Source organism: Stenotrophomonas sp. PE591 (assembly GCF_018320795.1).
GTDB lineage: Bacteria > Pseudomonadota > Gammaproteobacteria > Xanthomonadales > Xanthomonadaceae > Stenotrophomonas > Stenotrophomonas maltophilia.
In genome coordinates this window covers 184997-197959 of the sequence record NZ_JAAOKO010000003.1, presented here as the reverse complement: position 1 = coordinate 197959, position 12963 = coordinate 184997, and the positions used below count along the sequence as shown (strand labels likewise).

At 68.3% G+C, this 12963-nt stretch carries 12 protein-coding genes; all 12 read left to right on the top strand.

Going from position 1 to position 12963, the window contains the following annotated elements:
• Nucleotides 1-116 precede the first annotated feature (116 nt).
• The 12 genes from JLDANKMP_RS10695 to gspD all read left to right on the top strand — a co-directional run bounded on the left by JLDANKMP_RS10695 (nucleotide 117) and on the right by gspD (nucleotide 12843).
• Entirely contained in the window at nucleotides 117-2009 is a 1893-nt protein-coding gene (locus tag JLDANKMP_RS10695; protein WP_169448107.1) for a S8 family serine peptidase, read from the top strand.
• 137 nt (nucleotides 2010-2146) lie between these two features.
• Nucleotides 2147-3868, top strand: a complete 1722-nt coding sequence (gene gspE, locus JLDANKMP_RS10690; RefSeq protein WP_005408024.1) for a type II secretion system ATPase GspE — start codon at nucleotides 2147-2149, stop codon at nucleotides 3866-3868.
• 24 nt (nucleotides 3869-3892) lie between these two features.
• A complete protein-coding gene (locus JLDANKMP_RS10685) occupies nucleotides 3893-5113 on the top strand; it encodes a type II secretion system F family protein (RefSeq protein ID WP_212561068.1) in 1221 nt (406 codons plus the stop codon).
• A gap of 49 nt (nucleotides 5114-5162) precedes the next feature.
• Nucleotides 5163-5606, top strand: a complete 444-nt coding sequence (gene gspG / locus JLDANKMP_RS10680) for a type II secretion system major pseudopilin GspG (protein WP_004142831.1) — start codon at nucleotides 5163-5165, stop codon at nucleotides 5604-5606.
• A gap of 6 nt (nucleotides 5607-5612) precedes the next feature.
• Complete coding sequence (locus tag JLDANKMP_RS10675; RefSeq protein WP_005412202.1) at nucleotides 5613-6107, top strand: GspH/FimT family pseudopilin; 495 nt, start codon at nucleotides 5613-5615, stop codon at nucleotides 6105-6107.
• Nucleotides 6104-6529, top strand: coding sequence for a prepilin-type N-terminal cleavage/methylation domain-containing protein (locus tag JLDANKMP_RS10670; protein ID WP_005408027.1), 426 nt, complete (start codon nucleotides 6104-6106; stop codon nucleotides 6527-6529). The genes JLDANKMP_RS10675 and JLDANKMP_RS10670 overlap by 4 nt, the downstream gene beginning before the upstream one ends.
• A complete protein-coding gene (locus JLDANKMP_RS10665) occupies nucleotides 6526-7158 on the top strand; it encodes a type II secretion system protein J (protein WP_012479114.1) in 633 nt (210 codons plus the stop codon). The genes JLDANKMP_RS10670 and JLDANKMP_RS10665 overlap by 4 nt, the downstream gene beginning before the upstream one ends.
• Nucleotides 7155-8018, top strand: a complete 864-nt coding sequence (locus JLDANKMP_RS10660; protein WP_005408029.1) for a general secretion pathway protein GspK — start codon at nucleotides 7155-7157, stop codon at nucleotides 8016-8018. The genes JLDANKMP_RS10665 and JLDANKMP_RS10660 overlap by 4 nt, the downstream gene beginning before the upstream one ends.
• The gene (locus JLDANKMP_RS10655; protein WP_005412206.1) at nucleotides 8015-9160 is read left to right on the top strand and encodes a PilN domain-containing protein; all 1146 of its coding nucleotides are present in this window, start codon (nucleotides 8015-8017) and stop codon (nucleotides 9158-9160) included. The genes JLDANKMP_RS10660 and JLDANKMP_RS10655 overlap by 4 nt, the downstream gene beginning before the upstream one ends.
• Entirely contained in the window at nucleotides 9141-9848 is a 708-nt protein-coding gene (gene gspM, locus JLDANKMP_RS10650) for a type II secretion system protein GspM (protein ID WP_249336885.1), read from the top strand. The genes JLDANKMP_RS10655 and gspM overlap by 20 nt, the downstream gene beginning before the upstream one ends.
• Nucleotides 9838-10632 (top strand): hypothetical protein, encoded by a 795-nt coding sequence (locus JLDANKMP_RS10645; RefSeq protein ID WP_005408032.1) that lies wholly within the window; start codon nucleotides 9838-9840, stop codon nucleotides 10630-10632. The genes gspM and JLDANKMP_RS10645 overlap by 11 nt, the downstream gene beginning before the upstream one ends.
• A 9-nt stretch (nucleotides 10633-10641) precedes the next feature.
• Nucleotides 10642-12843 carry a type II secretion system secretin GspD gene (gene gspD, locus JLDANKMP_RS10640; protein WP_212561066.1) on the top strand — a complete coding sequence of 734 codons (2202 nt, stop codon included), beginning with the start codon at nucleotides 10642-10644 and terminating at the stop codon, nucleotides 12841-12843.
• Nucleotides 12844-12963: the final 120 nt, after the last annotated feature.

The following is a 12963-nucleotide window of genomic DNA, read 5'->3' as shown; positions in this document are numbered from 1 at the left end:
CCTGCAACGAGGGCCTGGGGGGAGGTCACGGCAATCCCGGCTGGGCCGGCCGGGAGTCGTCAAGGAATGATGGCCGCAGTGTTGGTTCGATCCATGACCCAGAAGAGGAATTCGACGTGATCAAGAAGCAGAACCTTCGCATCAATGTGTTGGCAGCCGCCGTGCTGTCGCTGACCGGTGTTGGCCTGGCACAGGCCGCCGACCTGAAAGCAAATGCGCCGTTGTCCGGCCCGAAGACGCAGCAGGTGGATGGCATCATCGTGAAGTACCGTGCTGGCAGCGCCGCAGCTGCCGATGCGAACGCCAAGCTGGCCGTGGTCAACTCGGCCATCGCCCGCGCCGTGCCGGCAGGTACCAACGCGGCTGCGCGCAGTGCCGCGCTGCGCCCGCAGGTGGCCCGCAAGCTGGGCATCGGTGCCGATCTGATCCGCCTGCAGGGAGGGATCGCGCGCGCCGAACTGGACAAGGTGCTGGGCGAACTGAAGGCTGACCCGACCGTCGAATATGCGGTGGCCGACGCCATCATGTATCCGATCGATGCCGCGTCGTCGTCGCGTGCGGATGCCGTCGCGAAGTCCGATGCGTCGCCCAGCTTCGTGCCCAACGATCCGTACTACCAGAGCCACAACTGGCACTTCCACAACCCGGTCGGTGGCGTGAACGCACCGGCCGCATGGGACGTCTCGCAGGGCGAGGGCATCGTGGTGGCCGTGCTCGATACCGGCATCCTGCCCGAGCACCCGGATTTCGCCGCCGGCACCCTGCTGGAGGGCTACGACTTCATCAGCCAGGCCAGCCGCTCGCGTCGTGCCGCCGATGGCCGCGTGCCGGGTGCACTCGACTACGGTGACTGGATGCCCACCGCCAATGCCTGCTACGACGGTTCGCCGGTACGCGACAGCAGCTGGCACGGTACCCATGTGACCGGCACCATCGCCGAGGCCACCAACAACGGCCTGCATACCGCCGGCCTGGCCTACAAGGCCAAGGTGTTGCCGGTGCGCGTGCTCGGCTACTGCGGTGGCACCCTGTCGGACATCACCGACGCCATCACCTGGGCCTCGGGCGGTACCGTGGCCGGCATCCCTGCCAACCAGAATCCGGCCGAGATCATCAACATGAGCCTGGGCGGCTCCGGCAGCTGCGATCCGGCCTACCAGGCGGCCATCACCGGTGCCACCAACCGCGGTACCCTGGTGGTGGTGGCAGCCGGCAACGACTCGATGAATGTCGCCAACGCCCGCCCGGCCAACTGCGATGGCGTGGTCTCGGTCGGCGCGACCGGCATCACCGGCGCCATGGCCTACTACTCCAACTTCGGTACCCGCATCGATCTGTCCGGCCCGGGCGGTGGTGTCACCGACGGCAATCCGAACGGCTATGTCTGGCAGGCGGTGTCCAGCAGCAAGACGTCGCCGCCGGCAGCCGGTTCCACCGAGGGTTACACCCTTGGCGGCAAGGCCGGCACGTCGATGGCGGCGCCACATGTGGCTGCCGTCGCCGCGCTGGTGCAGAGCGCGCTGATCGCCGCCAACCGCGACCCGCTCGCGCCGGCGGGCATGCGTACCCTGCTGAAGGAAACGGCACGTCCGTTCCCGGTCAGCATCCCGTCCGCCACCCCGATCGGTACCGGCATCGTCGATGCCAAGGCCGCGCTGGACAAGGCCCTGGAAGAGCCGTGCACCGAGAACTGCGGGCCGGTGGCCAAGCCGCTGACCAACAAGGTGGCCATCGGCGGGTTGAGTGGTGCCGCCGGCAGCAGTGTCCTTTACAGCTTCGAAGCCGCGGCAGGCAAGCAGCTCAGCGTCATCACCTATGGTGGCACCGGCAACGTCTCGGTCTATCTGGCCAAGGGGCGCGAGCCGAGTGCCACCGACAACGATGCGCGCTCGACCCGTCCGGGCACCTCGGAAACGGTGCGGGTGACGGCACCGACTGCCGGCACCTACTACATCAAGGTGGTGGGCGAGGCGGCTTACAGCGGTGTGAGCATTCTCGCCACGCAGTAAGCGCGCAGTGCGGTAGTTGAATGGCCGAAGCCCGTCACCCGCATGTGACGGGCTTCGTCTTTTTACGAAAGCGGGCGGCGGGGCGACGGAAATCACGACGTAACTGCTAAAGTCGAGCCGATTGACAGGAGAGTCACGTGAACGCCCTTGCTGCAACCGCTGCCGACGACGCCGAAGGCCGCATCCTGGATGCGTTGTTGGCGCGTGGCCGCCTCAAGGAGAGCGATCTTGCACGGGCACGGCCGCTGCACGCGGAGGCCGGCGGCAGCCTGCTTGGCCTGCTGGTGCGGCTGGGGCTGGTGTCCGAACGTGACCAGGCGCAGGCCAGCGCCGAGGTGCTGGGCCTGCCGCTGCTGGATGGCAAGCAGCTGCCGGATTCACCGCCCCAGGGTCTGGCCGAGGGCCTGCCGCTGTCCCTGCGTTTCCTCAAACAGTTCCATGTATGCCCGCTGGCGCTGGATGAACAGGGTGTACGGCTGTGGCTGGCCGATGCCCACGATCCCTATCCGCAGCAGGCTGTGCAGCTGGCACTTGGCGTACCGGTGACCCCGGTGCTGGGCATGCGTGCGGAGATCGATGATCTGGTCGAGCGCTGGTTCGGCCAGGGCCGCAGCGCGATGGGCGCGATTGTTGAAACCGCAGACGGCGAGGGCGGCGCGGTCGACGATATCGAGCACCTGCGCGACCTGGCCTCGGAAGCGCCGGTGATCCGCCTGGTCAACCTGGTGATCCAGCGTGCGGTGGAACTGCGCGCTTCGGACATCCACGTCGAGCCGTTCGAAAGCCGGCTGAAGGTGCGTTACCGCGTCGACGGCGTGCTGGTGGAAGGCGAAAGCCCGCCGGCCAACCTCACCGCAGCGGTGATCAGCCGCATCAAGATCATGGCCCGCCTCAACATCGCCGAGCGCCGCCTGCCGCAGGATGGCCGCATCATGCTGCGCGTGCAGGGCAAGGAGCTGGACCTGCGCGTGAGCACGGTGCCGACCGCGCACGGCGAGAGCGTGGTGATGCGCCTGCTCGACCGCGAAACGGTGGTGTTCGATTTCCATCGTCTCGGCTTTACCGATGCATTCCTGCCGCAGTTCCGCAAAGTGCTGGAACAACCGCACGGCATCCTGCTGGTCACAGGCCCGACCGGTTCGGGCAAGACCACCACGCTGTACACCGCGCTGAGCCAGCTCAACACCGCCGACGTCAAGATCATCACGGTGGAAGATCCGGTCGAGTACCAGATCGAGGGCATCAACCAGATCCAGGCCAAGCCGCAGATCGGCCTGGACTTCGCCAACGCACTGCGCAGCATCGTGCGCCAGGACCCGGACATCATCATGATCGGCGAAATGCGCGACCTTGAAACCGCGCGCATCGCGATCCAGTCGGCGCTGACCGGCCACCTGGTGCTGTCCACCCTGCACACCAACAATGCGGCCGGCGGCATCACCCGCCTGCTCGACATGGGCGTGGAGGACTATCTCCTCACCTCCACCATCAACGGCATCCTGGCCCAGCGTCTGGTGCGTCGGCTGGAGCCGACCCACGCCGAGCGCTATGAAGCCTCGCCGGAGGAGATCGAGCGTTTCGAGCTGCGCCGCCTGCAGCCGGAAGGGCCGATCCATCTATACCGCCCGAAGCCTTCGGCACTGGCGCCGACTGGTTACCTGGGCCGCACCACCATCATGGAATTCCTGGTGATGAACGACGCGCTGCGGCGTGCGGTGATGCGCCGCGATGGCATGGGCGAGATCGAACGCATCGCCCGTGAAGCCGGCATGCGCACCATGTACGAGGATGGCCTGGCCAAAGCACTCAGCGGCCAGACCACCATCGAGGAAGTGCTGCGCGTGACCGAGGAAAGCTGATGCGCGCAGGACGCCGGGGCTGACATGCCGAACTACCGCTACAAAGCGCTCAATTCGCACGGCGAGATCTTCGACGGGCAGATGGAAGCCGCCAGCGAGACCGAACTGGTCGCGCGCCTGCAGGATCAGGGCCATCTGCCGATGGAGACCCAGCTGGCCGATGGCGGCGTGGTCGGCGGCAGCAGCTGGCGCACGCTGCTGCGCCAGCGCCCGTTGCAGGGCGCGGCGCTGCTGCAGTTCACCCAGCAGCTGGCGACCCTGCTTGGTGCCGGCCAGCCGCTGGACCGTGCACTGTCGATCCTGCTCGGGCTTCCGGAAGACGAACGCTCGCGGCGTGCGATCACCGACATCCGCGACGTGGTGCGCGGCGGTGCGCCGCTGTCGACCGCGCTGGAGCGCCAGCACGGCCTGTTCTCGCGCCTGTACGTGAACATGGTGCGTGCCGGCGAGGCGGGTGGCAGCCTGCACGAGACCCTGCAGCGGCTGGCCGACTACCTCGAACGCAGCCGCGCGCTGCAGGGCAAGGTGATCAACGCACTGGTCTATCCGGCCATCCTGCTGGTGGTGGTGGGCGGTGCGCTGCTGTTCCTGCTCGGTTACGTGGTGCCGCAGTTCGCGCAGATGTACGAAAGCCTGGACGTGGCGCTGCCGTGGTTCACCAATGCGGTACTGCAGCTGGGCCTGTTCGTGCGCGACTGGTGGGTGCTGCTGCTGGTGGTGCCCGCACTGCTGGCATTGTTCTTCGAACGCAAGGTACGGCAACCGGCGTTCCGGCTGGCGCTGGATGGATGGCTGCTGCAGCGTCGCGGCATCGGCCGCCTGCTGGGCGAACTGGAAACCGCGCGGCTGGCGCGCACGCTGGGCACCCTGCTGCGCAATGGCGTGCCGCTGCTCGGGGCGCTGGGCATCGCACGCAACGTGCTGGGCAACCGCGCGCTGGCCGCTGATGTGGAAGCGGCCGCCGACGAAGTGAAGAACGGTGCCGGCCTGTCGCTGGCACTGTCACGTGGTAAGCGTTTCCCACGCCTGGCCCTGCAGATGATCCAGGTCGGCGAGGAATCCGGTGCCCTCGATACCATGCTGCTGAAAGCTGCCGACACGTTTGAACAGGACAGCGCCCGTCGCATCGACCGTCTGTTGGCCGCGATGGTGCCGGCGATCACCCTGGTGCTGGCCTCGGTGGTCGGTGCGGTGATCGTGGCCGTGCTGGTGCCGTTGTACGACCTGACCAATGCCATCGGCTGACGATGGCTCCCTACGCAACCCCGACACTCCGCAACTGAAAGGACCGACCATGATTGCTTCCCGTCGACCGATCCGCCTTTCCTTCACTGCCGCGCGCAACCAGTCGGGCATGAGCCTGCTGGAGATCATCATCGTCATCGTGCTGATCGGCGCGGTGCTGACCCTGGTCGCCAGCCGCGTGCTGGGCGGTGCCGACCGTGGCAAGGCGAACATCGCCAAGGCCCAGGTGCAGACCGTTGCCTCCAAGGTCGACAACTACCAGATCGATACCGGCAAGCTGCCTGGCTCGCTCAACGATCTGGTGACCGCACCGGCAGGTGTCGGCGGCTGGCTGGGCCCGTACGCCAAGCCGGCCGACCTGAATGACCCGTGGGGCCACGCGCTGGAGTACCGCGCGCCGGGCGAAGGCCAGCCGTATGAACTGATCAGCCTGGGCAAGGACGGCAAGGCCGGCGGCAGCAGCGTCGACGCTGACATCCGCTACCAGCCGTAACCGGGCATGACGCATTTCCTGCCGCGCCGGCTGCCTCGCCCGCGCCTGCACGGCAGGCGCGCAGCGGGCCTGTCGCTGCTGGAAATGCTGTTGGTGATAGCGCTGATCGCCGCGATCGGCCTGATCACCGCCGCGGGTCTGTCGCGCGGCTTTGCCGGCATGCAGCTGCGCAGCGCCGGCAAGGACATCGCCAACCAGCTGCGCATGGTGCGCGCCCAGGCCATCGCGCGCGGTGAGCCGCAGCGCTTCGTGATCGAGCCGGCGCGTCGCCGTTGGCAGGGGGCCAACCAGCGGCAGGGCGATGTGCCGACGCAGCTGCAGGTGCAGTTCGAAGGTGCCGCGCAGCTGGCCACCGCGCCGGGGCAGGGCGTGATCGAGTTCCATCCCGATGGTGGCTCCAGTGGTGGCCGCATCCGCCTGCAACGTGAGGGCGCCGAATGGCGCATCGATGTCGGCTGGCTGACCGGCGAGGTCCGCTCCGGCCCGTGGCAGGCGCCATGAAGCGGCAGGCGCGTGGTTTTACGTTGCTGGAAGTGATCATCGCCTTCGCCTTGCTGGGCCTGGCGCTGACGCTGCTGCTAGGCAGCCTGTCAGGTGGCGCGAAACAGGTCCGAGAGGCCGAGCTGCGCACGCGTGCGGTGCTGCATGCGCAGTCGCTGCTGGCCGAAGCCGGTGTCGCCGCGCCATTGCAGGTGGGCAGCCAGCAGGGCGACTGGGAACAGGGCCGATACCATTGGGAGCTGCAGGTACAGCCATGGGTCGAGCCGCGTGCCGCCAACGCGGTACAGGCACAGGCGCAATCGCCGGGGGCTCCCTGGCTGGCCGAGCTGCAGCTTCAGGTGCGCTGGGGCGAAGGCGAACGCGAACAACTGCGCTGGCGCAGCCTGCGCCTGCTGCCGCCGGACCTGGAGAGCGCGCGATGAAGCGACGCGCCGCAGGCTTTACCTTGGTGGAAGTGATGTTGGCCACGGTGCTGTTGGCCGGTGGCCTGGCGTTGGCCTTTGCCAGCGTGCGCTCGGCGATGGCGGTGAGCCAGCGTGGCGAGCAGATTGCCGCCGAGAGCGAACGCATGCGTGCGGTCGAGGCTCTGCTGCGGCGGCAGCTGGCCGGTGCGCTGCGCACGCCGCTGGAAGTGCCCGATCCCACCCGCGAACCGATCTTCTTCCAGGGCGAAGAACAACGCATGCTGTTCGCGGCCGATCTACCGGGCTATCTGGGCCGTGGCGGTGCCTACCTGCACGCACTGCAGGTGGATGGCCGCAGCGGCCAGCAACGCCTCCTGCTCGACCTGGTGCTGCTGCAGGAGGGCGAGCGCATCGCCGAAACTCCGCCGCGCCCACCGGAGGTGCTGGTGGAGAACCTCAAGTCGGTGCAACTGCGCTATCGCGGCATCGATGCCAGCACCGGGCAGGTGACTGATTGGATGCCGCGCTGGGATGATACCCGGCGCCTGCCGATGCTGGTGGAGATCCAGATCGTGCCCGCCAAGGGCGCTCCCTGGCCTGCACTGGTGGTCGCTCCGCGCGCGGGCGGCAGTGGAGGAGCGCGATGAGCCGGGCGCACGGCGCGGCGCTGGTACTGGTCCTGTGGCTGATCGCCCTGATGACGGCGCTGGTGGGCGCGTTCGCGTTGAGCGCGCGGGTCGAGCACCTGCAGCAGCGGGTGCTGGATGATGATGCGCGAGGCCAGGAGCGTGCACGGGCGGGACTTGAGTACGCGCTGACGCGCCTGTCCGCCGATCCGCAGCGGGCGCCCTGGCGCGCCGATGGCCGTGTCTATCGTTGGCAGTTCGATGACGCCAGCATCGAGATCAAGGTGCTGGACGAGAACGGCAAGATCAACCTGAACCTGGCCGACGTGGCTCTGCTGAGCGCCTTCCTCAAGGCGCTGGGTGAAGACGAAGCGCAGGCCCGCCAGCTGGCCGGCGCGATCGTCGACTGGCGCGACGAAGACAGCCTGCTGCAGCCCGGCGGCGGTGCCGAAGCGCCCGACTATGCCGCAGCAGGCCTGCCCTATGGCCCCCGCAACAAGCGTTTCGAGACGCTGGGCGAGCTGCAGCGGGTACTCGGCATGCGCGGCCCGCTGTACCAGGCCATGCTGCCGCACCTGACCCTGTACAGCCGCCAGGCGCGCCCGGATCCCCAGTTTGCCAGCGCGCCGGTGCTGACCGCACTGGGCCTGGATGCGGATACCGTGCTGGCGCAGCGCGCACAGCAGGAGCGTGACGCAGATACCGCTGGCGGTGCGACAACGCTTGCCAGCAGCAGCGGCACCTATAGTATCGAGTCTCGTGCAACCGACGGCAGTGGACGCCGGTCGGTGTTGCAGGCAGTGGTACGCAATGGCTCGGGCGGGGTTCCCGGGCGGTCCTACACAGTGCTTCGCTGGGAGCAGGGAATGACAGCAAGATGACGGCATGGCAGGACAGTGTGCGGCAGGTACAGGGCCGGATCGGCCCTGGCGCCGGCCGTTTCCTGCGCTGGTGGCGGCAATCGCTGCTGGCCTGGGTGCCGGCACGTTGGCAGTGGGCACTGGGCTGGGCACAGGCGCGCCTGCTGCTGCAGCGCGAAGGCGACCACCTTCAGGTCTGGCGTGAGGCGGGGGAGCGCCGCGAACCGGTCGTACGGCTGCCGTGGCCGCTGTCCCCGGCCGAACTGGATCGCGTGCTGGAAGCCCGCCTGCGCAGTTTGCCGCGGGTGTGGCTGCTGCCGGCAGGCGATGTGCTGCGCCGGCAGCTGCGTCTGCCGGCGGCGGCGGCTGACCGTCTGCGTGCGGTGGTCGGTTTCGAGATCGACCGGCAGACGCCTTTCGAATCCAGCCAGGTCAGCTATGACGTGCGTGAACGTGGCGCGGCGGGCGAGGGCCAGCTGCAGGTCGAACTGGTGGCCTGGCCGTTGCGGCAGCTCGAGGCCTGGCGCAGCAACGTGGGCCAATGGGCCGATGCACTGTCCGGTGTCGATGCCATTGATGCGCAGGGCAACATCCTGCAGGTGAACCTGCTGCCGCCCGCGCAGCGTCAGCTGCAGGCCGACCCGATGCGGCGCTGGAACCTTCTGCTGGCCGTGGCCGCGGTGGTGATGCTGGTGCTGTCTGGCCTGCAGGTGCTGGACAATCGCCGCGCGGCAGCCGACGAACTGCGTGCCCAGGTGGAGCGCAGCGCGCGCAGTGCGCGTGGCGTGGCCAGCGAACGTGCCCAGCTGCAGGCGCTGATCGACGGTGCCGCGTTCCTTGAAAAGCAGCGCGGACAGCGCGCGGGTACGGTGGAGATCTGGAACGAACTGACCCGGCGCCTGCCGGAGGGAACGTACCTGGAAAAACTGGCCATCGAGAACAACAACCTGCAGCTGATCGGCCTGAGCCGCGAGGCCTCGCAGCTGGTGCAGCTGCTGCAGGATGCGCCGCAGTGGCGCAAGGTCAACCTGACCGGTGTACTGCAGGCCGATGGCGCCGCCAGTGGCCGCGACCGCTTCACCATGACCGCTGAACTGCAGCCGTTGCCGGCGGCAGCCCCGAACCGGGAGGCGGCCGATGCCGATGCCAAGCGCACGCCGTGACCGCTGGCTGGCACTGGCACTGTTGCTGGCAGTGCTGGGCCTGGCCTACCTGCTGCTGGTGCACCCCTGGTTCACCCAGCCGCTGCGCGAAATCGATGCTGATGTCGCCGCCCTGCGCGAGCGCGAGCAGCGCGTGCAGGCGCAGCTGCAGCAGCAGCCGCAGATCGAACAGCGCCTGCGTGCCACCCGCGAGGCACTGCAGCAGCGGCCGGGCTTCCTGCGCGAGGCCACCGCCGAGGCTGCAGCCGCTGCGCTCGGCGCGAAGCTGCAGGATGCGGTGGCGATGGCCAGCCCGGGCAACCGCAGCTGCACCATCAGCAACCGCACGCCGCTCACCGACAACCGCCGCGACGCCGAGTTCGTGCGCGTCGCCATGCAGGTGCGCCTGCGCTGTGGCGTGGCCGAACTGGCCACGGTGCTGCACAGCCTGGAGACCGGCAGCCCGCGCCTGTTCGTCGACAACCTCAACCTGATCGCGCAGCGCTTCCAGCAGTCGCCGAATGAATCCGGGCTCGGCCTGGATGTGTCATTCGAACTGGCCGGTTACCTGCTGCCCGGTGCCGCTGCCGATGGCAGTGCGCCGGCGCCTGCAGCCGAGCCGGGGGCGGCGCCGCAACCGCCTTCAGCGCCACCCGCCCCCGCACCGGCGGCGCCGGTCGAGGGACAGGAGGTCGCTGATGAAACTTGAGCAGATCAGCCTGCGCACCGGTTTCCTGCTGGCCCTGGCCGGTTGGGCTGCGGCGGTCTGGCTGGCCACTGGCTTCGGTCTGGGCAGCCAGCTGCCAGGTGCGGATGGCGATGCCGATGCGGTGCCTTCGCTGCCGGTGCTGCCGCCGTTGGCCGCGGAACGCATGCCCAGCGCCGACAGCTACAGCGCGATCGGCGAGCGACCGCTGTTCGCCGAGGACCGCAGGCCGAAGCCCTACCTGCTCGGTGGCAGCGAGCCGGCCGCCAGCGCCGCGCTGCGCCTGACCGGCGTGCTGCTGACCGGCGACTTCGGCATGGCCACCTTCACCACCGAACAGAACCGTTCGCTGCGGCTGCGCCTCAACGGCGAAGCGGTGGACGGCTGGCAACTTGTGGGGCTTGCGCCGCGCCAGGCCACGGTGATCGGCCCAAGCGGCAGCCAGGTGCTGGAACTGGCCGTGTTCAATGGCCAGGGCGGCGAGCCGCCCACCGTACTGCGGGGTGCCAATGGCGCGCCGCCGGCGGGTGCGGTCGTTGTGCCGCCGCCGGCGGGCGCACCGCCGATGCCATCCCCACCTCCGGCTGCTGCAACCGCAACCGCGCAGCCGCAGCCCGCCAGCAGCGTGCCATCAGCCGCCGCCGCGGCGCCTCCTGCCAACACCAATGGCCCCAGCGAAGCGCAGATGCAGGCCATCCGCGAACGCATCCAGGCCCGTCGCCGCCAGCTGCAGCAACAACAGCAGCAACAACCGTCGCCGCCCCCGGGCGATGGCACCAACCGATAGAGTGAATGCATGAGCCTGCGTTTTCTTCCCTGGTCCTTTGCCCTCGCGCTGCTGGTCGGCTGCAGCACCGTGTCCGCGCCGCATGTGCAGCGCAAGGGCAATCTGTCGCCCACTGCCGAGGCCGGCCAGGCAGCTGATGTCGCAGCAGATGCTGCCCGTGACGCCCAGGGCGCTCCGCAGGCGGTGATCCGCCGTGGCACCGGCACCATGATCAACCGCGAAGCAGCACGTGCACCGGCACCGGCGCTGCATGGCGCCAGCACCGGTGAAGCAACCTTCAATTTCGAAGGCGAGTCGGTGCACGCGGTGGTCAAGGCCATCCTCGGTGACATGCTGGGCCAGAACTACGTGATCGCACCGGGCGTGCAGGGCACGGTCACCCTGGCCACGCCCAAGCCGGTGTCGCCGGCCCAGGCGTTGAACCTGCTGGAGATGGTGCTGGGCTGGAACAACGCCCGCATGGTCTACAGCGGTGGCCGCTACAACATCGTCGCTGCCGACCAGGCGCTGGCCGGTACGGTTGCGCCGAGCACGGCGCCTGCAGCCAGTGCGCGTGGCTTCGAGGTACGGGTGATCCCGCTGCAGTTCATCTCCGCCACCGAGATGAAGAAGGTGCTGGAGCCTTATGCGCGGCCCAATGCGATCGTCAACGTCGACAGCGGCCGCAACGTGATCACCCTGGGCGGTACCCGCGCCGAGCTGGAAAACTACATGCGCACCGTCGAGATCTTCGACGTCGACTGGCTGTCGGGCATGTCGGTGGGCGTGTTCCCGATCCAGTCGGGCAAGGCCGAGCAGGTCGCTGCCGACCTGGAGAAGGTGTTCGGCGAGGAGAGCAAGACCCCCAGCGCCGGCATGTTCCGTTTCCTGCCGCTGGAAAACGCCAACGCCGTGCTGGTGATCACCCCGCAGGTGCGTTACCTGGACCAGATCCAGCAGTGGCTGGACCGTATCGATACCGCCGGTGGCAGTGCGCGCCTGTTCTCCTACGAGCTGCGCTACATCAAGGCGCGCGACCTGGCCGAACGCCTCAGTGAAGCCTTCGCCAGCAGCGGCAATCGTGGCGGCTCCAGCCCGGCATCGCTGGCACCCGGCGCGATTCCATCGCAGCTGGGCAGCGATGGCGAGCGCGGCATGGACAGCAACAACAGCAACAGTTTCGGTTCGACCCCGGGCAGCGGTTCCAGCGGTGCCGGCAACGGCAGCATGAACCTGCCGCAGCGCCAGTCCGGCAACGTCAGCGTCAGCCTGGAAGTGGAAGGCGATCGCGTGGGCGTGTCGGCGGTGGAGGAGACCAATACCCTGCTGGTGCGTTCGACCCCGCAGGCCTGGCGCTCGATCCGCGAGGTGATCGAGAAGCTGGACGTGATGCCGCTGCAGGTGCACATCGAAGCCCAGGTGGCCGAGGTGTCGCTGGATGGTGACCTGAAGTACGGCGTGAACTGGTTCTTCGACAATGCCGTGGCCGGGCGTGCACTGACGGGAGCATTGGGCGGCGTGACCCTGCCGGCAGCAGCGGGTGGCTCCTGGAGCAGCTTCGCCGGTGCCGCGACCGGTGGCGAAGGCCTGGGCTGGGCATTCACCGGCCACAATGGTGCGGCGGTGGTGAGCGCGCTGGACAAGGTCACCGATGTACGCCTGCTGCAGACCCCCTCGGTGTTCGTGCGCAACAACGCCGAGGCCACGCTCAACGTGGGCGACAAGGTGCCGATCAACACCACCACGGTCAACACCGGTATCGGCACCGGCACCTACAGTTCGGTGCAGTACATCGACACCGGCGTGATCCTGAAGGTGCGCCCGCGCGTAACCCGCGATGGCACGGTGTTCCTCGATATCGTGCAGGAAGTGAGCAGCGCCTCGAACGTGCCCGACAACTGCAATCCGACCGAGCGCAACTGCAACCCGCGGATTTCCACCAAGAAGCTGTCGACCGAAGCGGCGGTGCAGAGCGGCGACACCATCATGCTGGCCGGCCTGATCACCGATTCGGGCACCGATGGCAGCAGCGGCATTCCCGGCCTGAGCCGGATTCCGGTGGTCGGCGCGCTGTTCGGGCAGAAGAGCCGCACCAGCCGCCGTTCGGAGGTGATCGTGCTGCTGACCCCGAGCATCGTGCGCAACGGGCAGGAAGCGCGGAATCTGACCGACGAGTACAGCCAGCGCTTCCGCGCGATGGAGCCGCTGAACCAGCCGCGCGCAAAGAAGTAAGGGGTTTGCGGCCGGGCTGCGCCCGGCACCCGCAGAGGCCGGAGCTGGGGCAACAGCAACAGCAACAGCGGGTTTACTGAGGGATGGCGGGGCGGTGTGGGTTGGCAGGACACGCCGTAA